Below are 19073 nucleotides of genomic sequence, written 5' to 3'. Positions count from 1 at the left end.
AGAGTGACCGATATGAAAAACGATCTTTCAGCGCTGAGCGATTTTGCCCCGACACGCCGCCAACTGCTTGGCCTCGGCCTGGTGTTCGCGGGTGCCGCCGCGCTCAACGTGGTGCCCGGATTCGAGCTGCTCGCCTCGGCGCAGGCGGCCGTGCCTGCGGCGGCGCAAAAGATCGCCGACCATTTCTCGGCGGTCAAATCGATGAGCGGCGAATTCGTCCAGTTCGGCCCCAAGGGCGAGCAGACCGGCGGCAAATTCTTCCTGGAACGGCCGGGCAAGATCCGCTTCAACTATGACGGGGCTTCGAATTTCCGGGTGATTTCCGACGGCAGATCGGTTGCCATCCTCAACAAGAGACTGAACACGTCGGATCTTTATCCGCTCTCGAAGACGCCACTGAAGCTGCTGCTCGACGACCGCATCGACCTCTCCGGCAACCGCGTCAAGAGCGTCAAGGAAGAAGACGACCTCACCACCATCCAGCTCTCCGACAAGTCGGTTTTCGGCAATGCGCGAATCACCATGATGTTCGACCCGAAAACCTATGATCTGCGGCAGTGGACGATTACCGACGCGCAGGGCAAGGACACGACGGTGATGATCTTCAACACCAAGGAAGGCGTCAGCTTCGCGCCCGACACCTTCGCCATCGACTATACGGCCAATCGCGAGCTGAACACCAAGACACGGTAGTCTTCGTCGCCTCGCTTGTTTTTCCGGCGTGTGGCTGGCAGTAGTTCGGCGATCTATCGCCGGATCTTGCCGCATGCCCCTTTCGATCGCCACCTGGAACATCAACTCCGTGCGCCTGCGCATGCCGATCATCGAACGCCTGCTCGATGAGTACGCGCCCGATGTGCTCTGCCTGCAGGAAACCAAGGTCCCGGACGAGCTCTTTCCCGAAAAAGCCTTTCGTAAGATCGGCTATCCCTACATCGCCTTCCATGGCCAGAAGGGCTATCACGGCGTGGCGACGGTGGCGCGGCGGCCGATCGAGGTGGTCGAAAGGCGCCGCTTCTGCGACATCGAGGACAGCCGGCATCTGTCGGTGACCGTGCGGGCCGGCGGCAAGACGATCCTGGTGCACAATTTCTACGTTCCGGCGGGTGGCGACGAACCGGATCCCGAGATCAACAGGAAGTTCAGGCACAAGCTCGATTTCGTCGCCGAGATGAACGCCATCCGGGCCGAGCACGGCGAGGTGTCGGCCTCGGTGCTGGTCGGAGACCTCAACATCGCGCCGCTGGAGCATGATGTCTGGTCGCACAAGCAATTGCTCAACGTGGTCAGCCACACGCCGGTCGAGACCGAGAACTTCGAGGCGATGCGGCTGGCCGGCGGCTGGGTCGACCTGATGCGGCTCAACGTGCCATCGGAACAGAAGCTTTTTACCTGGTGGAGTTATCGCGCGCAGGATTGGGAGGCGTCCAATCGTGGCCGGCGGCTCGACCATGTCTGGTCGTCGCCAAACCTGGTGCCTGATTTTGCCGGCTACGAGATCCTGCGCCAGGCACGCGGCTGGGACCGGCCGTCGGACCATGTGCCGGTCATCGCCCGGTTCGACTTGGATTAACGGAGTCGTCGATAAAAAGGCGTTCGTCGCGATCCTTCCCGCCAAGCATCGAGTTCTCTCGCGACAACGGCCTCAACCCGAAAAGCGCGGGGCCAGTTCCTCGATGCGGCGGATCATTTCGTGGAATTCCTCGGAGATGCGCTGGTGGAGTTTCACCGCCAGTTCCGGATACTCCTCCAGGATGCGCCGGAACATCTTGCGGCTCAGCCTTATCACCTCCGAATCGATTTCGGCCGAGGCGCTGGTCAGCCGGTTGGTGTCGGCGATCAGCGCCAGTTCGCTGAGCATCGTGCCGGGACCGACTTTGCCGATCGGGATGCGCTCGCCATTCTGCTCGCGATAGAGCACGATACGCCCGCTGACCACGACATAGGCCGAGTCGGCCACGTCGTCCTCGCGATAAAGCTTGTGGTCCGCCTGCACGAGAGTGGTCTCGGCTCCGAAGGCGAGCAGGCGCAGCTGTTCCTGCGTGAAGCCTTCGAAAAGCCTCACGGCGGACAGGATGCGGATGTCGTCATCCAGCGCCATCTAGCTTTGTCCCCGAACGGTCAGTCCAATCCCTCCTCTGCGGTACGGTCCCTGAATCCCCCTCCAACAGGATCGTACCCGAAAGCGGCCCCGCCCAGACCGCTCATTGGATAGTGCAATGTTTAAGGAACCAGCTTGTAGCCGCCGCTTTCTGTCACAAGAATTTCAGCATTGGAAGGATCGCGCTCGATCTTCTGGCGCAGACGGTAGACATGGGTTTCCAGCGTGTGCGTGGTGACGCCGGAATTGTATCCCCACACTTCCTCCAGCAGCACGTCACGCGTCACCACCTTCTGGTCGGCGCGATAGAGATATTTGATGATCGAGGCCTCCTTTTCCGTCAGCCGCACCTTGCCGCCGCGCGGGTCGATGAGCAGTTTCTGGCTGGGCTTGAAGGTATAGGGGCCGACCGAGAAGGTCGCGTCCTCGCTCTGCTCATGCTGGCGCAGCTGCGCCCGGATACGGGCAAGCAGCACCGCGAACCGGAATGGCTTGGTGACATAGTCGTTGGCGCCGGCCTCGAGACCCAGAATCGTGTCCGAATCGGTGTCGTGGCCGGTCAGCATGATGATGGGCGCCTTGTAGCCGCCCTTGCGCAGGATCTTCACCGCCTCGCGGCCGTCCATGTCGGGCAAGCCGACATCCATGATGAGCAGATCGATGAGCCCGCCACGCGCAGCGGTGACGCCTTTTGCCGCAGTGGATTCCTGCAGCACGTCGAATTCCTCGTAGAGGGACAATTGCTCGACCAGTGTGCCGCGCAGGTCGTCATCGTCATCGACGATCAGGATGGTACGTGAGGTCATGGATCAATCCGTTGTTTTGAAAAGTGAATTCAGTTGACCGCTGCGTATTTATGCGGAAGCTTGCCGGCACAATAGCCGATCACAGTGATTTGTTCCGTGGCACGATCATACAAGAAAAAACGCGATCGCAATGCAGCCGGCGCAATTTTGGCAAAACGGCTGCGCGTGATGACCGTGCGGGCGAGGCCGGGCCACCCAAGCCAGGGCCTGCTGCAGGCCGGCAAAACTGTGTTTGCATGCGCGCTGGGGCGCGGCGGCATCCGCGCCGACAAGCGCGAAGGCGACGGCGCGACGCCGCTCGCTTCGATGCGCATTCTGGCGGGCTATTTCCGGGGGGATCAGTTTGCCGCCGGCCGCAGGACGCGGCTGGCTATGGCGCCGATCGGGCCGGATCTCGGCTGGTGCGAGGTCCCAGACGACCGCAATTATAACAGGCCGGTCAAGATGCCCTATGGCGCCAGCCACGAACGCATGCGGCGCGACGACCGGCTCTATGACGCCTGCCTGGTGCTCGACTGGAACATCGCGCCGCGCCGCCGCGGGCGCGGCAGCGCCATCTTCTTCCACCTGGCGCGTCCCGGCTTCACGCCGACGGAAGGTTGTGTGGCGGTCACCGCGCGCACGATGGCGCGGCTTTTGCCGCTGCTGTCGGACCGGACGGTGGTGAGGGTGGTGAGATAGGGGAATAGGGGAATGGGAAGTCTTCAGAAGCAGCAGACACGCCCAAGCCGCATCATCAATGCTACGCCCTTATTCCTTCCTGTTTCGCTGCCAGCCGATGTCTAGAAGGCCCAGCCGGCCGGTCTCGCGGTCCATGGCGCGGGTGATGTCCTCGCGGGCGGCGCCGATATCGCGCAACTGGCGATCGGACAGATCCTCGACGTTCTGGTGGCCAAGATTGACCGCGACCCTGGCCTGCCGCAGCCAATCACGGACAGCCGACAGCCAGCCCGGCCGGGCGATGTAGGCAGGGTGAAGAACGATGTGAGACATGATGGGATCCGTATTCTCCGGACATCAAATCCGGTTTGATGGTGTTTTGATGTTGCAATCATGCCGGATTGAAAAACAAACGGGAAACGAGTAGTTCTTTTCTCATCATCAAGTTTTATTTGAGGATTGAGGCTCCATGGGCCGCTTCGATCGGGCCGCGCGCTGATGGCAGCCCTCTTGCCTGGAACACGGGCGCTCAGGACGCTGGAGGCGGCGGCCCGGCACCTCAATTTCACCCGAGCCGCCGACGAGCTCGGCCTGACGCCCGCCGCCGTCAGCCACCAGATCAAGGAAATCGAGGATCAGCTCGGCATCGTGCTGTTCACCCGCACCAGCCGCACCATCCGTCTGACGGAAGCGGGCACGGTGCTGTACGAGGCGGCGACCGACACGCTCGACCTGCTTGGCCGGGCCGTGATGCGGGCGCGCAAATTGGCGCGCGGCACGGAATTCCTGAAGGTGACGCTGGACGCGCAGTTCGCGGCGAAATGGCTGATGCGGCGTGTCGAGAATTTCCGCAAGCAGCGGCCGGGCATCGAACTCAGGTTCGACATTGCCTATGGCTTGCGCGATTTCGATCTTGACGACGTCGATGTCGGCATCCGCTTCGGCGCCGGCAAATATCCAGGACTCTGCGCGCATCGCCTGTTCGACAACATCATTATTCCGGTATGCAGTCCGGGCCTCCTGGCATCTGGGCCGCCCCTGCGCGAGCCGCGCGACCTGTTCAACCACACGCTTGCCCATATCGAATGGGCCCGCCAGGGCGTGACCTGGCCGAACTGGCGCATGTGGATGGCGGCGGCCGGCATCAACGATTTCGACGACAGCCGCACCGTCGTCTTCGGCACGTCCACGGATGCTGTCCAGGCGGCGCTCGACGGCAATGCCGTCGCGCTTGCCGATTTCGCCATGGTGGCGAACGACCTGTCCGAGGGCCGGCTTGTGCGGCCCTTCGAACTCAGCATCAGGGTTGCGCCGGAATTCGCCTATTTCCTGGTCTATCCCCAGGCCATGGCGGACGATCCCCGTATCGTCGCGTTCCGCGAATGGATCCTCGAGGAAGTTGCCAGGACGCGGACGGCGGACAAGGTCTAATCTCTTGTCTTATGCGTTCCCCAGGGAAGCGCTACGCGCTTTTCCCGGGAAAACCACGACGCATTTTTCCTGGAATTGCTCCGCGCTCAGGACCGGGCGTTGTGGCCGAAGATCATCCTTGTGTATTTCTTCCATTTCCATTTCAGCTTCTTGTACAGAAGCGGATGCTTTTTGCCGGCGACGGAAGTCTGGAAAGCGCCGTTTTCGCTGCCTTGCTCGACAATTGGCCGCTCGAACCACAGCATCTCAATGCCCAGTTTTTCGTCCATCTGCTCGATCTGGTGGTCGATCACGGTGTATATTTTGTGCTGATCGATCCAGGCACAACGGGCTTCGGCGATCGGACGGGTGATGAGATAGGAATCCGCGCACCTGGCATGCAGTGCCGGGTAGAGCCTCTGACCCCTGCGCAATTTCCAGCTCGGCGTGTAGTAGTTGCTGCCGTTGCCGAAATAGATGACGGCCTTGCGCATCGGGCTGCCGAGTTCGGCCAGCCCTTGCCGGAATTTGGCGACGAAGTCGCGCGCGAGGAAGACGTCATCCTCGAACACCAGGCAATAGGGCAGGTCGGTTTCGAGGAAGTCGCGCCATATACCGACATGCTTCAGCGCCAGAGAGACCTGCGCCGGGTGGACAAAATCGGGAGCGACCAATTCAGCACGAATCTCCGAGGTGATATCTGGCTTGTCCCAGTCCGTGTAAAAGTAGACGGGCACGCCGCGCCGCTCAAACTCGCGGACAATGTGGCGGCGGCGTTCGTCATAGCCATGCTTGACGTGGCAGATCCGGGTGAACACCAGGTCGCGGGGAAATCCGGATTCATCCGTCGTCGTCAAAGCGTTATCTCAGCTCGCCGCGGCGCCGAACCAGCCGATCACCGCGCCGATGATCAGCAGCACGCCCAGCCAATGGCCGCCGTCGATGAGGGTCAGGTCCCAGCCGAAATTCTCATAGCGATGGTTGACCGACAGCGTCGTGGCGACGAAACCCAGCCAAAGCACGAAGCCGAAGATCAGGCCGGCGAGCCAGGTCGGCTCACCACCCGTCATCGCGCCGACGACCAGGGCCATGATGTAGGCCATCAGCAGCTCGGCGATGAAGGAGATGACGAAGGGCAGCGGCGATTTCTTCATCGTCGCCGGATCGAGCTTGACGGCCTTCAGCCAGGGCTTGCTCAACGCCATGTACCAGGCGGCGCCGAACAGCCATGCGACCATGGCGGCGGCAACCACCGCGATCCAGTTCACTGCTGAAAAATCCACGAGTTCCCCCTCCTGTGCGGCTTTATGGAAACGCCTGTTCGGCGATGGCGTCAAGCAGTCGCCACACGGTCGTGCGCTTGACTTCGGCATCCTCGAGCGCCCTTGTCACCGGCACCTGGTAGACGCCAAGCGGCTCCAGCCCCGATCGTGGCAGATAGGACCGGCCGGGATCGCCGACGAGGACCTCGGCGCCACGCCGTTTGAGCGCCGAAAACCACGGCATCAGCCGGTCGGCGAAGGGTTTGTCGTAGAAGACATCGCCAGCCAGGATCACATCCCAATCCGCATCGGTGCCGATACAGTCCGTGCCGAGGAATTTGTTCACGACGCCATTGGCGTCGCTGTTGAGCCGGATCGCGGTGGCGCAGAACGGGTCTATATCGGCAGCGGTTATCTCGGCAGCCCCCGCCCTGGCGGCGGCGATGGCGACGAGCCCGGAGCCCGAGGCGAAGTCGAGCACGCGCTTGCCTCGCACTATGTCGGGATTGTCGATGACGTAGCGGGCGAGGCCCTGGCCGCCGGCCCAGGCGAAAGCCCAGAAGGGTGGCGGCAGGCCGATCTCGACCAGTTCATCCTCGGTCCGCTGCCAAAGATCATGCGCTTCGTCGGCGAGGTGGAGAAGAATCTCCGGTACATGCGGCGGTGCCATCAGAGCCGTGTTGTCGAGGATGAACTGCCTGGCGCTGTCGGGGGTGAGTGCCGTCACGGCGCAGGCCTCAGGCCGCCCATGCGGCAGACTTCCTTCCATTCGGCCGGGGTCACCGGCTGCACGGAAAGCCGTCCGAGCCGCACCAGCGCCATCTCGGCCAGCTTTGGATTGGCCTTGACTTCTTCCAGCGTCGGCGGGTTCGGCATGTCCCTGACGGCACGGATGTCGACACACTCCCAGCGCGGATCATCGGATGTGGTGTCGGGATGGGCCAGCGCGCAGACCTCGGCGATGCCGACCACGTTCAGCCCCTCGTTGGAATGGTAGAAGAAGCCGAGATCGCCGATCTGCATGGCCTGCATGTTGTTGCGGGCGGCGTAGTTGCGCACGCCGTCCCATTGCGTGCCGGCGTTGCCCTTGGCCTTCAACGCCTCGAAGGAGAAAACCGAGGGTTCGGATTTGAACAGCCAGTAGTTCATTTTTCTCTCCTCCTTGCGATCCCGTCGCCGGCGACCGGAAATTAACTAGCCGCCGGCTTGTTGAACGTCCAGTTCCACTGGCGGATTTCGACGCATTCGAACAGGCCGGCCTTGGCATAGGGGTCAGCGGCCGACAGGGCCTGTGCGCCTGCCAGATCGGGCGCCTCGACGACAACGAGGCTGCCGTTTGGCTTGCCGTTGGCGTCGAGGAACGGACCGGCAAAGGCCAGCTTCTTGTCGCTGTTCAGCCCTTCGAGGAAGGCGACATGCTCGGGCCGCGTGTCGAGGCGCACCTGCAAGCTTCCGGGCTTGTCCTTGCAAATCAGAGCAAACAGCATGGTCTTTCTCCTGGGTGGTTGGATCAGGGGATCAATCGTTGGTTTCGGTCTTCAGCGGCCGGGTCATCAGGGCCGTCACGGCCTGGCCGATGGTGATCCCGCCGTCCAGTATGGCGGCCACGGCGGCGATGATCGGCGCATCGATATTGCGCTCGGCGGCGATGCGGGCGGCGATCGCCGCGGTCGGCACGCCCTCGGCCAGCGGCAGTCCGGAAAGCGCCTTGCCTTGCCCGAGCGCCAGCCCATAGGCGAAATTGCGCGATTGCGTCGACGAGCAAGTGAGCAGCAGGTCGCCAAGGCCGGAAAGCCCCATCAGGGTCTCGGGCCTGGCGCCGAAGGCGGCACCGATGCGGCGCAGCTCGACGAAGCCGCGCGTGACCATGGCGGCCTGCGCGCTGGCGCCGAGCCCGGCACCGGTGACAGCGCCGGCGGCGATGGCGAAGACGTTCTTCAAGGCGCCGCCGATTTCGACACCGATCAGGTCGTCGCTCGAATAGCAGCGCAGGTTTTCAGCCGAGAAACTGGCGGCAAGGTCGGCCGCTAGGGCCTCGTCGCCGGCAGCCACAACCACCGCCGTCGGCAGGCCGCGGGCGACATCGTTGGCGAAGCTTGGCCCCGACAGGGCGGCGACCGGGTTTCGCGGCAGGATTTCCGCAGCGATTGCCGACAGCAAGGCGCCAGTGTCGCGCTCGATGCCCTTGGCGCAAAGCACGAGTGGAATGCCAGCCGGCATATGATCCTTCGCGGCCGCCAGGGTCGCCCGCAACGCTTGCGCAGGCGTCACCGCCAGCACGCAATCGGCCCCGGCAAGCGCTGCCTCGATGTCGCTCGTCGCGTCTATACCGGGTGCGATGGCAATGCCCGGGAGATAGCGCGGGTTCTCGCCACGACCGATCGAGGCCACGGTTTCAGGGTCACGCGCGAACAGCCGTACCGAGTGGCCGGCGCGCAGCATGGCCAGCGCCAGCGCCGTGCCCCAAGCGCCGCCGCCGAGCACGGCGACACGCCAGCCGCTTTTGCCGGGGTCCGCGCTCTTCATGGCTTTGTCAGTCATGCCTTGGCTCCGCGCCGGCCGGAGCCGACCATTGGCGTCGAGACGCTATCCAGCGGCCAGCGCGAGCGTGGCACGAAATCGAAGCCGTTCTCCTGCGCCATGCCTTCGCGCAGCCGCTCAATGCCGGCCCAGGCGATCATCGCGGCATTGTCGGTGCACAATTTCAGCGGCGGCGCGACGAAGGTGAAACCATTCTCGGTACATAGCCGCTCCAGCGTCGCCTTGATGGCGCGGTTGGCGGCGACGCCGCCGGCGACGACCAGCGCCGGGTTTTTGGTGCCAGGGAATGTCTTGCGAAAGCGTGCCAGGGCGCGAGAAACGCGGTCGGCCAGCGCATCGGCGACCGCCGCCTGGAATGAGGCGCAGATGTCGGCGACATCCTGGTCGCTCAAGGGCTCGATCGCGGTTGCCGCCTGGCGCACAGCGGTCTTCAAACCGGAAAAGGAGAAATCGGGCTGGGCCGAGCCTTTCATCGGCCGCGGGAAGGCAAAGCGCGAGGCATTGCCCGACAGCGCCGCCTTTTCGACATTGGGGCCGCCGGGATAGGGCAGGCCGAGCATTTTGGCGGTCTTGTCGAAGGCTTCGCCGAGCGCGTCGTCGATGGTGGTGGCCCAGCGCTGGTAGTCGCCGACGCCGCGCACGGCGAGGATCTGCGTGTGACCGCCGGAGACCAGCAGCAAGAGATAGGGGAATTCCAGGCCGTCGGTCAGCCGCGCCGTCAAGGCGTGGCCTTCGAGGTGATTGACGGCGATCAGCGGCTTGCCGGCCGCCGCCGCGATAGCCTTGGCCGTCATCAGGCCGACAATCAGCCCGCCGACGAGGCCCGGCCCGGCGGTCGCGGCGATGGCATCGATATCGGCAAGCGCCACGCCCGAATCGGCGAGTGCCGCCTCGACGATGCCGTCCAGCGCCTCGACATGCGCGCGCGCGGCGATCTCCGGCACGACACCGCCGAAGGCGGCATGCTCCTCGATCTGGGAGAGCACGATATTGGACAGGATTTTCGGCGCGGCATCGCCCTCCAGCGCCACGACGCTGGCGGCGGTCTCGTCGCAACTCGTCTCAATGCCCAGAACGCGGATCAATTCGTCGCTATCCCAAGAGATTGTTTATGAGGCTATTCCCCATTAGGAAAAGGCCGGCAAGACCTCGATTTCGCTCGGGGGTTATCACGGACCGCGCGCCATGCAAACTTTGAAAATCGGAACACGGAAAATCGGAACACGCGGCAGCCCGCTGGCGCTCGCCCAGGCGCATGAGACGCGTGTGCGGCTAATGAAAGCGCATGGCCTTCCCGAGCAGGCGTTTGAAGTGGTGCCCATCTCGACCAGCGGCGACCGTATTCAGGACCGGCCACTGTCGGAGGCCGGCGGCAAGGGCCTGTTCACCAAGGAAATCGAGGAAGCGCTGCTCGATGGTCGTATAGACATCGCCGTGCATTCGTCGAAGGACATGCCGACGATGCTTCCTGACGGACTGGAGCTCTCCACTTTCCTGCCGCGCGAAGACGCGCGCGACGCTTTCATAGGCAAGGCGGTCAAGCGGATCGCCGATCTGCCGCATGGCGCCAAGATCGGATCGTCGTCGCTCCGTCGCCAGGCGCTGATCCGCCGGATGCGGCCGGATTTCGAGGTGGTGATGTTCCGCGGCAATGTGCAGACGAGGCTGCGCAAGCTGGATGAAGGCATCGCCGAGGGCACCATCCTCGCCTATGCCGGGCTGAAGCGGCTCGGGCTCGAAGGCGTGGTCACCGACCTGATGCCGCTGGAGGGTTTTCCGCCGGCGCCGGGACAAGGCGCGATCGGCATCGAAACACGCGTCGGCGACCGTGATATCGAGAATATGCTTGCGGCGATCCATCATGCGCCGACCGGCCAGGCCTTGGCCTGCGAGCGCGCGTTTCTCGCCGCGCTCGACGGCTCGTGCCGCACACCGATCGCCGGCCATGCGACGGTATCAGGCGGGAAACTGTCCTTTGCCGGGCTGATCATCTCGCCCGACGGCACGGAGTGGCATGACGTCCGGCTGGAAGGCGAGGCCGCGGACGCAGCGGAAATTGGGGCTGATGCCGCACGGACAGTTCGCGCCAGGGCCGGCGAAAAGTTCTTCGACGGTTGGCTCTGAAAATGCTCCGGGTCCTGGTCACCAGACCGGAGCCGGGTGCGTCGCGCACGGCGCGAAAGCTGGAGGAAATGGGTTTTGAGCCTCTTCTGCTGCCATTGACGGAGACGATGGCACTGCCGGTCGATGCCAAGGCGGTTCCGAACGACGTGGCCGCCGTTGCCATCACCAGCGCTAATGCGGTGCGCCATGCCCCTGGAGATCTGATGGCGGTGCTATCCAACCTGCCTTGCCATGCTGTCGGCAAGAGGACAGCGGAGGCGGCGCGCGACGCAGGCTTTCTCTCGGTCAGCGAGGGGCCTGGCGATGCCGAGGCGCTGGCCGCGGGCATGGGAATCGCGTTTTCCGGTAAAGCGCTCGTCTATCTCTGTGGGCGCGTGCGGTTTCCCGCCTTCGAACAGAAGCTGGAAGCTGCTCATGTCCAGGTCCATGCCGTCGAGACTTATGACACGATAGCGGTAAGCTATTCGGACGAAGCGATTCTTCCGCTGATATCAGGCCAATCCGTCGATGCGGTGCTGCTCTATTCCGCCAAGGCCGCTGCCGCGATGCAGGTCCTGGCCAGCCGGCCTGCCCTGCAAAAGGTCTTTGAAAAGACGCGGGTTTTTGTCCTTTCCGCGCGCATCGCCGCCGCCTTCGGCGACAGTGCCGGCAAAGCAATCCGCGTCGCCGCACGAGCCGACGAGGAGGCGCTGCTGGCACTTTTGCGGGCACGGCCCTGACCCGCGTCATCACACCGCCCCTTTTCACCGCTTGGTGATGTGCTAGACCCTTTCTGAACCATCACGCGCCGCCGGGCGTTGAGACGAAGCGAATTTTGCGGAGCCCATGCATGGTCAAGACGCCGAAGATGCGACACTCGAAAGGCCGCCGCGAGCCGGTGACCATCGACCTCGATCCGGGCGCCGTCTCACGCATCGTCGACGGGGATGCCGCCAAGGATATTGCCCAGACGGACGAGGCGAAGGCCGAGGAAGCAGCGAATGCCTCACGGCCAGAGCCCCCGGAAGAGCCGGTGCATGCCGATCAGGCGGATCTCGAACCCTGGGAGCATGGCGATGCCGCCGGGCAGTCTGGCACGGATTCGCCACCGCATGCCGAGGCCAAGACCGCCGAGCCGGAAATGCCTTATCCCGGTTCGGATACTCCCGCCAACCGCGCCAAGGCTTCCGACTACAATTTTGAGGATGCAACCGCCAAAACCGCCGAAACCAAGGCGGCTTCCGGAAAAGCCGACGCAAGGAGCGAACCGATGACAGTGCAGCCGAAGCGGGGCGGCCTCAACGGCGTCGCCGCCGGCATCATCGGTGGTGTCATCGCGCTGGTCGGTGCCGGCGGCCTGCAATTTGCCGGCCTACTCGGCGCGCCGGGATCCGCTCCCGGTGCCTCGCTCGCTGGTGTCAATGGCGAGATTGCCTCGCTGAAGAGCGAAATCGCGGACATGAGGGAAGCCGGCAACAACAATGGTGCGTCGGCCAGGGTCGATGGCCTGTCGTCGGGGCTCGACCAGGTCAAGAGCGATGTCGCGGCGCTGAAATCGGCGGTCGAACAGGGCGGCGCCGGCGACAATGCCGGGCTTGCAGCACTTGGCGACAAGGTCAAGCAGATCGAAACCACGGTGGCGGCCCTCGGCAAGGCCGGCAGCACGGCACCGGTCGACCTTGGTCCGCTCAACGAAAAAATGGCGGGTCTCGATGCGCTGGTGAAGTCGACGAGCGAGGCGGCGAAGGCGCAGGAAGGCCGGCTCGCCGCGCTCGAACAGTCGGTGTCGCAGCTTTCCGGCAAGGTCGATGCACAGGCATCGCAGCCGAAGGTCGCGCTCGCCATCGCGGCTTCGGCGCTGAAGGCCGCGCTCGATCGCGGCGCGCCGTTTTCGGCCGAACTCGATACGCTGGCCGCGATTTCGCCTGATGCGCCGCAGCTCGCGACATTGCGCCCCTATGCCGAAAAAGGCGTGCCGACCCGCACCGAGATCGCCTCGCAGATGGATGCGGCCGCCAATGCCATGGTCGCAGCGGCCACGCCGGCCGACCAGAATGCCGGCTTCCTGCAGAACCTGATGTCGAGCGCCGAATCGCTGGTCAAGGTCCGGCCGATCGGTGCCGTCGAAGGCGCCGGCGCACCGGAAACCGTGGCGCGCATGGAGGTTGCGGTCACTCAGGGCGACTATGCCAAGGCGCTCAGCGAATATGACACGTTGCCGCAAGCCGTGAAGGCCGCGGGCGCCGACTTTGCCGGCAAACTGAAAGCCCGCATCGAGGTCGAAACCCAGGTCGACGCACTGATCTCCGGCGCGATGAAGGCATGAGGGCAACACGATGATCCGCCTGCTCGCCTTCCTCATCGTCGTCTTCGCGCTCGGGCTGGGCTTTGCCTGGCTGGCCGACAGGCCCGGCGACATGGTCGTCACCTTCAACGGCTACCAATACCAGGTGAGCCTGATGGTGGCGGCGGTGGCCGTCGTTGCCGTCGTTGCGGCGGTGATGATCGTCTGGTGGCTCATCAAGTCGCTGTGGAACAGCCCCTACACCATCTCGCGCTATTTCCGCGTGCGCCGCCGTGACCGTGGCTATCAGGCGCTGTCGACCGGCATGATCGCCGCCGGTGCCGGCGACGGGGCGCTGGCCCGCAAGAAGACCAAGGAAGCGGCCAAGCTGATCCGCTCCGACCAGGAGCCGCTGATCCATCTGCTCGAGGCGCAGGCATCGCTGCTCGAAGGCGATCATGAAGGCGCGCGCCAAAAGTTCGAGAGCATGCTCGACGACCCCGAAATGCGGCTGCTTGGCCTGCGAGGGCTTTACCTGGAGGCTGAGCGGCTGGGCGACCGCAACGCAGCCCGGCACTATGCCGGCCGCGCCGCCGCCGTGGCGCCGCAACTGGCCTGGGCAGCCGAATCGACATTGGAGGAGCTGACCGCGCGCGGCGACTGGGACGGGGCGCTGAAACTGGTCGATGCGCAGAAGTCGACGCGGCAAATCGAACGCGACGCCGCCAACCGCCGCCGCGCCGTGCTGTTGACCGCCAAGGCGCAGTCGCTCGCCGATAGCGATCCCGCGGCTGCCAGGACAGCGGCGCTCGAGGCTAACAGGCTGCAGCCGGATTTCGCCCCCGCCGCCGTTGCCGCCGCCGCGGCGCTGTTCAAGCAGAACGACGTACGCAAGGGCTCGAAGATCCTCGAAGCAGCATGGAAGGCCGAGCCGCATCCCGAAATCGCGGAGCTCTATACCCATGCAAGGCCGGGTGACGCCGTGTTTGATCGGCTCAACCGGGCAAAGAGGCTGCAGGAGATGAAGAAGAACCACGCCGAATCGTCGATGACAGTGGCGCGTGCCGCGCTCGACGCGCAGGATTTGTCGACCGCCAGGCGCGAGGCCGAAGCCGCGATCCGCATGGACCGCCGCGAGGGTGCCTATCTGCTCCTTGCCGATATCGAGGAGGCCGAGACCGGCGACCAGGGCAAGGTGCGGCAGCTGCTCTCCAAGGCGGTTCGGGCGCCGCGCGATCCGGCCTGGGTGGCCGACGGCGTCGTCTCCGAGCGCTGGGCGCCGGTATCGCCGGTTACCGGCCGTCTCGACGCCTTCGAATGGCGCGCGCCGATGGAGCGGCTTGGCCAACTGATCGACAGCCGCGATGAGCCGGATGCCCCGGTAGTGGCCATCGAGGTCCCGGCGAGGCCGGAAAAGCCGGTCGACGTGATCGATCATGCCGCCTCGGGCGACGAGGCGACGGGCAAGGACGCCGAAAGCCGCGAGGATCATGTCACCCCGGTCACGGCAGCCGCCTTTGCCGCGGTGCCGGCCGATGCCGAAGCCGTCGAGCCGGCGGAAGAACTGGCGCGCCTGCCGGACGATCCAGGCGTCGATCCGGACGACGAGGCGGAAAAGTCGCCACGCCGGTTCCGGCTGTTTTGATTTGGGCCGGCCATGGGGCCGTTGGGAATGAATCGATGTTCGAGCGCGTTCTGTCGTTTCTCAGGGATTTGCCGGCTGGCTCCGCCAGCCATACCAGCGCGGACGACCCGCGCGTCGCGGCTTCGGCGCTGCTCTACCATGTGATGAATGCCGACGGCGTTCGCCAGGATGTCGAGTGGGAGCGGTTCAAGGCGGTGCTGGCGCAGAGCTATTCGATCAACGGTGCCGAACTCGAAGCGCTGGCCGCCGCAGGCGAGCGCGCCGACAACGAGGCGATCGATCTCTACGCCTTCACCAGCGTGCTCAAGCGCCATCTCGACGCGGAGGGGCGCAAGGCCTTCATCGGCCTGATGTGGGAGATCGTCTATGCCGATGGCGAGCTGCATGAGCTCGAGGACAATACGGTGTGGCGGGTCGCCGAGCTGATCGGCGTCGAGCGCCACGACCGGATCGAGGCGCGCCGCAAGGCCGCGGCCGAGGTACCGGGTGCCCGTGGGACGTCAAGCGACGAATAGACGGGATCTCGTCCAACGATGCCGCCCATAACGAGCCCGAAGCCAAGAATCCTGATCGTGCTGCATCAGGAGAATTCGAGCCCCGGGCGCGTCGGCCACATGTTGCTGGAAGAAGGCTTCGATCTCGACATCCGCCGCCCGCCGCTCGGCGACGCCTTGCCCGAAACACTGGATGGTCATGCCGGCGCGGTGGTGTTCGGCGGGCCGATGAGCGCCAATGACGAGGACGAATTCGTCCGCCGCGAGACCAACTGGCTGGAAATCCCGCTCAGGGAAAACCGGCCACTGCTCGGCATCTGTCTTGGCGCGCAGATGCTGGCCAATCATCTCGGCGGCAAGGTCGAGGGCCATGGTGAAGGGCTGGTCGAGATCGGTTGGTATCCGCTGAAGGCGACCGAGGTCGGCAAGAAACTGATGCACTGGCCCGAAATGGTCTACCAGTTCCACCGCGAGGGTTTTTCGCTGCCGACCGACGCGATGCTGCTGGCCACGAACGAGACCTATCCCAACCAAGCTTTCCGCTACGGCGACAATGCCTGGGGCATCCAGTTCCATGGCGAACTGACCCGGGTGATGATGCAACGCTGGGTGGTGCGCGGCGCCCACCGCTTCGAGCTGCCCGGCGCCCAGCCCGGCCGCGATCATCTCGGCGGCCGGCTGATCTGGGACATGCATTTGAGGCGCTGGCTGGACGAGTTCTTGCGCATGATTTTTGGCGGACCGGTGGCGCGGTAGAGTCGAACCGGTGCTCTGAACGGCCAAATCCGGCCGACTTCCGACCGGCGGCTTTCGGCGCGTGAAACTAGAGCAATTCCAGGAAAAGTGCGTAGCGGTTTTCCATCCGGAATTGCGTGAAAACAAAGAGTTAGAGCGGTTCGGCGATTCCAACAAACACTGAACCGCTCTAGTCCGAAAAGCTCACGCTCACGCCGCGCTGCCGAAAATAAGCCTGCATCAACTTGCGGCCCGAGCGGTTGCTTTGCGCCAATTTGGCAGGATCGAACACCGCCTGTTTTATCCCTTCTCGTGCCAGCGCTGCCTTGAGCGTCGCGATATGTGCGTCGATGTCGGCATTGTCCGCCCGAAGAGACGCATAGATACTTTCGGTCGCCTCGGCCACAGTCGGTTCGCTCACAGGTGTCGTCCTTTGGTTGGTTGGGCGGGCGGCTTAGCACGGATTCGCTGCCCCGCCGATAGCGATGAAGCCGTCAGTTTCGTCCTTTGAGGTGCCGCACCTTGCGCAGCGCCGGGAATAGATAGGCCCACAGGCCAGCAACCGCGACGGCGCCGACGCCGCCGATGACGACCGCCGGAACCGTGCCGATCAGCGCCGCCATGGTGCCGGCACGGAACTCACCCACTTCGTTGGACGCCCCGACGAAGACCTGGTTGACGGCGTTGACGCGGCCGCGCAGTTCGTCGGGCGTCCACAGCTGGATCAGCGTTTCCCTGATATAGACGCTGAACATGTCGGTGGCGCCGAGGAAGACTAAGGCGACGATAGACAGCCAGGTGAGGGTCGACAGACCGAACAGCACGGTGAAGGCGCCGAACGCCGCCACGAAGCTCAGCATGATCTTGCCGGCGTGGTCGCGGATCGGGTGCCCGGCGAGCCATACCGCGACGCAGATGGCGCCGATGCCCGGCGCCGAGCGCAGCAGGCCGAGGCCCCAGGGGCCGAGCTGCAGAATGTCGCGCGCATAGACCGGCAGCAGTGCCGAGGCGCCGGACAAAAGCACTGCGAACAGATCGAGCGAGATGGCGCCGAGCACGATCTTCTCGCTCCAGATGTAGCGGAAGCCGGCAAATAGTGTTTCCATTGTCGGCTTATCGGTGGCGCTTTGCTGGGCGGGTTTGGGAATGGTGAAGATCAGCAGACCGGCCACCAGCATCAGCACAGAGGCGACGGCGTATGCGGCTTCGGCCGAGACGCCATAGAGCAGGCCGCCGGCGACCGGACCGACAATCGTGGCCGTCTGCCAGGCGGAGGAGTTCCAGGCAATCGCATTGCCGAAATCTTCCGGCGGCACCAGATTGGCGAACAGCGACGACGAGGCCGGTCCGTAAAAGGCGCGCGCCATGCCGAATAGCGCCAGAACGACGAAGATCGGCAGCGGACTGACGAGGCCGCGCAGCGTGAAGTACAGGAGAACGAGCGCACAGGCTGCCTCGACCACCGTTGCCAGCGCCATGATCACCCGGCGGCCGAAGCGGTCGGCGACGGCGCCAGTGACCAGCACCAGCAACAGCGATGGCAGGAACTGGACGATGCCGACGATGCCGAGATCGAACGGATCGCGCGTCAGGTCATAGATCTCCCAGCCGACGGCGACGGAAACGATCATGGTCGCGAAGGTGGTGAGAAAGCGCGCCGTCCAATAGCTGAGGAAGGCTTTGTGCCGGAAAGCGGCGTAACGCTGCTCCGGTAAAGTTTGTTCAGGTATCATGAAGATAGGGCCCCGGTTGCTTTGGCATCGGCTGGCGGGGCACTTCCCGGATGGGCGCTGTTCCGGCCAATGGAACTTGGTAAAATTCGGCGCGGATATGCGTCAAAAACAGGTCTGGATCAAGGGACTTTCGATCCGCGTCGTCGATCGCACGCGGAAGTTACTGCCGTAGCGCGGCCGAAATCGCGTTCAATCCGCCTCTCAATTCGGCCTCCGTCGGCCAGCCGAAGCCGACGCGGAAGAAGCGCTTTTCCATCTCGAACCAGTGGCCGGGCCCGACATAGGTGCCGTGGTCTTCCAACAGCCTGATATAGAACCGGTCTAGGTCGAAGCCGGACTCGACATCGAGGCGCGGGAAACCGACGACACCGCCCTCAGGCCGTACCCAGTCGACCAGCGGCTCGCGGTCGATCCAGGCCTGGACGATGTCGCGGCGCTTGGCCATTTCGGGAAGCAGCTTTGCCAGAAACGCGTCCCGGCGATCCAGCATGCCACGCGCAATGCCTTCGTCGATGACGCTGCCGCAGATGCCGATCTGCTCCTTGGCGGCGAGGAATTTTTCCTGGAGGGCTGCATCCCTGGTGATCAGCCAGCCGATGCGGATGCCGGGAATGCCGAAGGCTTTTGACAGCGACGAGACGCTGATGGCCTTTTTGCTCAGGGAAGCCGCCGCTGGCAGGCGCTTTCCATAGGAAAGATCGCGGTAGGTTTCGTCGACCAGCAAATGGCAGCCACTGGCCTCGGCAAGCGCGACCAGCGCGTCGAGATCGGCGCGGCTCATCATGGTCCCGGTCGGGTTGTGCGGGCAAGTAACGCTGATCAGCCTGGTGTTCGGCCGCATCGCTGCCTTGATGCGTTCGACGTCGATGGCAAAGCCTTCCTCGAAAGCCAGGTCCACGAAGCTGATGGCGCAGCCGATCGCCCTCGGCGTTTCAATGTTGGTGGCGTAGTTGGGCCTGATGACGACGAGGTGATCGCCGGCCGACAGCAGCGAGGTCGAGATGATGAACAGCGCACCGGCGGCACCGGCGGTGACCAGCACATCGTCGGTCGAGATGCCGGCATCCTGCGCGGCGATCAGGTCGCGCAACGCCTTGTCGCCGCGGTGCTCGCCGTAAAAGAGCGTCAGGTCGGGCAGCGAGAGGCCGATGTCGGAGAGCTTCTGGTCGGCAATCGAGCTTTCGGAGAGATTGTAGCGGATACGCTCATAGCCGTACTCCTCCGGGGCTTCTCTCTCGATCACCATCCTGGTGTAGTTCATCGCTTCCCCTCCGGAGCGGTTCACCGTTTCACGGAAAC

23 protein-coding genes are annotated in these 19073 nt (G+C 64.1%); 10 read left to right on the top strand and 13 right to left on the bottom strand.

Annotation, left to right across the window (positions count from 1 at the left end; all coding sequences use genetic code 11):
* The first annotated feature begins 12 nt into the window (after positions 1-12).
* Both FJ492_RS21920 and FJ492_RS21915 read left to right on the top strand, forming a co-directional pair.
* The gene (locus FJ492_RS21920) at positions 13-693 is read left to right on the top strand and encodes an outer membrane lipoprotein carrier protein LolA (RefSeq protein ID WP_140510271.1); all 681 of its coding nucleotides are present in this window, start codon (positions 13-15) and stop codon (positions 691-693) included.
* A 73-nt stretch (positions 694-766) separates the two neighbouring features.
* Entirely contained in the window at positions 767-1573 is an 807-nt protein-coding gene (locus FJ492_RS21915) for an exodeoxyribonuclease III (RefSeq protein WP_140772241.1), read from the top strand.
* A 72-nt stretch (positions 1574-1645) separates the two neighbouring features.
* Here FJ492_RS21915 and FJ492_RS21910 read toward each other — a convergent pair whose 3' ends face one another.
* Positions 1646-2101 (bottom strand): cyclic nucleotide-binding domain-containing protein, encoded by a 456-nt coding sequence (locus tag FJ492_RS21910; protein ID WP_027145513.1) that lies wholly within the window; start codon positions 2099-2101, stop codon positions 1646-1648.
* 122 nt (positions 2102-2223) lie between these two features.
* The gene (locus tag FJ492_RS21905; protein WP_027145512.1) at positions 2224-2907 is read right to left on the bottom strand and encodes a response regulator transcription factor; all 684 of its coding nucleotides are present in this window, start codon (positions 2905-2907) and stop codon (positions 2224-2226) included.
* Between the two features lie 168 nt (positions 2908-3075).
* Here FJ492_RS21905 and FJ492_RS21900 point away from each other — a divergent pair, with 168 nt between their 5' ends.
* Positions 3076-3588, top strand: a complete 513-nt coding sequence (locus tag FJ492_RS21900) for a L,D-transpeptidase (RefSeq protein WP_181166721.1) — start codon at positions 3076-3078, stop codon at positions 3586-3588.
* Positions 3589-3657: 69 nt separating this feature from the next.
* Here FJ492_RS21900 and FJ492_RS21895 read toward each other — a convergent pair whose 3' ends face one another.
* Complete coding sequence (locus tag FJ492_RS21895; RefSeq protein WP_140772237.1) at positions 3658-3900, bottom strand: hypothetical protein; 243 nt, start codon at positions 3898-3900, stop codon at positions 3658-3660.
* 165 nt (positions 3901-4065) lie between these two features.
* Between FJ492_RS21895 and gcvA the strand changes: the two genes are divergently transcribed.
* Positions 4066-4998, top strand: a complete 933-nt coding sequence (gene gcvA, locus FJ492_RS21890; RefSeq protein ID WP_140510213.1) for a transcriptional regulator GcvA — start codon at positions 4066-4068, stop codon at positions 4996-4998.
* Between the two features lie 86 nt (positions 4999-5084).
* Here gcvA and FJ492_RS21885 read toward each other — a convergent pair whose 3' ends face one another.
* The 7 genes from FJ492_RS21885 to tsaD are packed head-to-tail and all read right to left on the bottom strand — an operon-like array spanning position 5085 to position 9862.
* Positions 5085-5834 carry a glycosyltransferase family 25 protein gene (locus FJ492_RS21885; protein ID WP_140772235.1) on the bottom strand — a complete coding sequence of 250 codons (750 nt, stop codon included), beginning with the start codon at positions 5832-5834 and terminating at the stop codon, positions 5085-5087.
* Positions 5835-5843: 9 nt separating this feature from the next.
* Positions 5844-6260 carry a DUF1761 domain-containing protein gene (locus FJ492_RS21880; protein WP_140772233.1) on the bottom strand — a complete coding sequence of 139 codons (417 nt, stop codon included), beginning with the start codon at positions 6258-6260 and terminating at the stop codon, positions 5844-5846.
* Positions 6261-6282: 22 nt separating this feature from the next.
* Positions 6283-7008 (bottom strand): methyltransferase, encoded by a 726-nt coding sequence (locus FJ492_RS21875; protein ID WP_181166720.1) that lies wholly within the window; start codon positions 7006-7008, stop codon positions 6283-6285.
* Positions 6963-7388 (bottom strand): EVE domain-containing protein, encoded by a 426-nt coding sequence (locus tag FJ492_RS21870; RefSeq protein WP_140772229.1) that lies wholly within the window; start codon positions 7386-7388, stop codon positions 6963-6965. Before FJ492_RS21870 ends, FJ492_RS21875 begins: the two co-directional genes overlap by 46 nt.
* 41 nt (positions 7389-7429) lie before the next feature.
* Positions 7430-7726, bottom strand: a complete 297-nt coding sequence (locus tag FJ492_RS21865) for a YciI-like protein (protein ID WP_140772227.1) — start codon at positions 7724-7726, stop codon at positions 7430-7432.
* A 31-nt stretch (positions 7727-7757) separates the two neighbouring features.
* Positions 7758-8780: an NAD(P)H-dependent glycerol-3-phosphate dehydrogenase gene (locus tag FJ492_RS21860; RefSeq protein WP_140772225.1), complete on the bottom strand. Its 1023-nt coding sequence runs from the start codon at positions 8778-8780 to the stop codon at positions 7758-7760.
* Positions 8777-9862 carry a tRNA (adenosine(37)-N6)-threonylcarbamoyltransferase complex transferase subunit TsaD gene (gene tsaD, locus FJ492_RS21855; RefSeq protein WP_181166722.1) on the bottom strand — a complete coding sequence of 362 codons (1086 nt, stop codon included), beginning with the start codon at positions 9860-9862 and terminating at the stop codon, positions 8777-8779. The genes FJ492_RS21860 and tsaD overlap by 4 nt, the downstream gene beginning before the upstream one ends.
* 103 nt (positions 9863-9965) lie before the next feature.
* Here tsaD and hemC point away from each other — a divergent pair, with 103 nt between their 5' ends.
* The 6 genes from hemC to FJ492_RS21825 all read left to right on the top strand — a co-directional run bounded on the left by hemC (position 9966) and on the right by FJ492_RS21825 (position 16062).
* On the top strand, positions 9966-10904 hold the full coding sequence (gene hemC, locus FJ492_RS21850) for a hydroxymethylbilane synthase (protein ID WP_140772223.1): 939 nt from the start codon (positions 9966-9968) through the stop codon (positions 10902-10904).
* A gap of 2 nt (positions 10905-10906) precedes the next feature.
* Positions 10907-11623, top strand: coding sequence for a uroporphyrinogen-III synthase (locus tag FJ492_RS21845; protein ID WP_140772221.1), 717 nt, complete (start codon positions 10907-10909; stop codon positions 11621-11623).
* 110 nt (positions 11624-11733) lie between these two features.
* On the top strand, positions 11734-13209 hold the full coding sequence (locus FJ492_RS21840) for a COG4223 family protein (RefSeq protein WP_140510229.1): 1476 nt from the start codon (positions 11734-11736) through the stop codon (positions 13207-13209).
* A 10-nt stretch (positions 13210-13219) separates the two neighbouring features.
* A complete protein-coding gene (locus FJ492_RS21835) occupies positions 13220-14812 on the top strand; it encodes a heme biosynthesis protein HemY (RefSeq protein WP_140772219.1) in 1593 nt (530 codons plus the stop codon).
* 35 nt (positions 14813-14847) lie between these two features.
* Complete coding sequence (locus tag FJ492_RS21830) at positions 14848-15327, top strand: TerB family tellurite resistance protein (protein ID WP_140716783.1); 480 nt, start codon at positions 14848-14850, stop codon at positions 15325-15327.
* Between the two features lie 18 nt (positions 15328-15345).
* Positions 15346-16062 carry a glutamine amidotransferase gene (locus tag FJ492_RS21825; protein ID WP_140772217.1) on the top strand — a complete coding sequence of 239 codons (717 nt, stop codon included), beginning with the start codon at positions 15346-15348 and terminating at the stop codon, positions 16060-16062.
* A 169-nt stretch (positions 16063-16231) separates the two neighbouring features.
* Here the strand turns inward: FJ492_RS21825 and FJ492_RS21820 are convergent, their stop codons facing one another.
* The 3 genes from FJ492_RS21820 to FJ492_RS21810 all read right to left on the bottom strand — a co-directional run bounded on the left by FJ492_RS21820 (position 16232) and on the right by FJ492_RS21810 (position 19035).
* Entirely contained in the window at positions 16232-16462 is a 231-nt protein-coding gene (locus FJ492_RS21820; protein WP_140510236.1) for a hypothetical protein, read from the bottom strand.
* Positions 16463-16535: 73 nt separating this feature from the next.
* The gene (locus FJ492_RS21815; RefSeq protein ID WP_140772215.1) at positions 16536-17774 is read right to left on the bottom strand and encodes an MFS transporter; all 1239 of its coding nucleotides are present in this window, start codon (positions 17772-17774) and stop codon (positions 16536-16538) included.
* A gap of 160 nt (positions 17775-17934) precedes the next feature.
* Positions 17935-19035: an aminotransferase class I/II-fold pyridoxal phosphate-dependent enzyme gene (locus FJ492_RS21810; RefSeq protein ID WP_140772213.1), complete on the bottom strand. Its 1101-nt coding sequence runs from the start codon at positions 19033-19035 to the stop codon at positions 17935-17937.
* Positions 19036-19073 lie beyond the last annotated feature (38 nt).

Source organism: Mesorhizobium sp. B2-5-4, from assembly GCF_006441095.1.
GTDB lineage: Bacteria > Pseudomonadota > Alphaproteobacteria > Rhizobiales > Rhizobiaceae > Mesorhizobium > Mesorhizobium salmacidum.
Note: the sequence above shows the minus strand (reverse complement) of the source record. Positions and strands in the feature narration are given on the sequence as shown.

What these genes read in the sequence shown, in the direction of transcription:
- hemC (WP_140772223.1), top strand. Translation starts at nt 9,966, where the DNA reads ATGCAAACTTTGAAAATCGGAACACGGAAAATCGGAACACGCGGCAGC.
- FJ492_RS21845 (WP_140772221.1), top strand. Translation starts at nt 10,907, where the DNA reads ATGCTCCGGGTCCTGGTCACCAGACCGGAGCCGGGTGCGTCGCGCACG.
- FJ492_RS21870 (WP_140772229.1), bottom strand. Translation starts at nt 7,388, where the DNA reads ATGAACTACTGGCTGTTCAAATCCGAACCCTCGGTTTTCTCCTTCGAG.
- FJ492_RS21905 (WP_027145512.1), bottom strand. Translation starts at nt 2,907, where the DNA reads ATGACCTCACGTACCATCCTGATCGTCGATGACGATGACGACCTGCGC.
- FJ492_RS21875 (WP_181166720.1), bottom strand. Translation starts at nt 7,008, where the DNA reads ATGGAAGGAAGTCTGCCGCATGGGCGGCCTGAGGCCTGCGCCGTGACG.
- FJ492_RS21915 (WP_140772241.1), top strand. Translation starts at nt 767, where the DNA reads ATGCCCCTTTCGATCGCCACCTGGAACATCAACTCCGTGCGCCTGCGC.
- FJ492_RS21860 (WP_140772225.1), bottom strand. Translation starts at nt 8,780, where the DNA reads ATGACTGACAAAGCCATGAAGAGCGCGGACCCCGGCAAAAGCGGCTGG.
- FJ492_RS21835 (WP_140772219.1), top strand. Translation starts at nt 13,220, where the DNA reads ATGATCCGCCTGCTCGCCTTCCTCATCGTCGTCTTCGCGCTCGGGCTG.
- FJ492_RS21920 (WP_140510271.1), top strand. Translation starts at nt 13, where the DNA reads ATGAAAAACGATCTTTCAGCGCTGAGCGATTTTGCCCCGACACGCCGC.
- FJ492_RS21895 (WP_140772237.1), bottom strand. Translation starts at nt 3,900, where the DNA reads ATGTCTCACATCGTTCTTCACCCTGCCTACATCGCCCGGCCGGGCTGG.
- FJ492_RS21825 (WP_140772217.1), top strand. Translation starts at nt 15,346, where the DNA reads ATGCCGCCCATAACGAGCCCGAAGCCAAGAATCCTGATCGTGCTGCAT.
- gcvA (WP_140510213.1), top strand. Translation starts at nt 4,066, where the DNA reads ATGGCAGCCCTCTTGCCTGGAACACGGGCGCTCAGGACGCTGGAGGCG.
- FJ492_RS21830 (WP_140716783.1), top strand. Translation starts at nt 14,848, where the DNA reads ATGTTCGAGCGCGTTCTGTCGTTTCTCAGGGATTTGCCGGCTGGCTCC.
- FJ492_RS21865 (WP_140772227.1), bottom strand. Translation starts at nt 7,726, where the DNA reads ATGCTGTTTGCTCTGATTTGCAAGGACAAGCCCGGAAGCTTGCAGGTG.
- FJ492_RS21815 (WP_140772215.1), bottom strand. Translation starts at nt 17,774, where the DNA reads ATGATACCTGAACAAACTTTACCGGAGCAGCGTTACGCCGCTTTCCGG.
- FJ492_RS21810 (WP_140772213.1), bottom strand. Translation starts at nt 19,035, where the DNA reads ATGAACTACACCAGGATGGTGATCGAGAGAGAAGCCCCGGAGGAGTAC.
- FJ492_RS21840 (WP_140510229.1), top strand. Translation starts at nt 11,734, where the DNA reads ATGGTCAAGACGCCGAAGATGCGACACTCGAAAGGCCGCCGCGAGCCG.
- FJ492_RS21900 (WP_181166721.1), top strand. Translation starts at nt 3,076, where the DNA reads ATGACCGTGCGGGCGAGGCCGGGCCACCCAAGCCAGGGCCTGCTGCAG.
- FJ492_RS21910 (WP_027145513.1), bottom strand. Translation starts at nt 2,101, where the DNA reads ATGGCGCTGGATGACGACATCCGCATCCTGTCCGCCGTGAGGCTTTTC.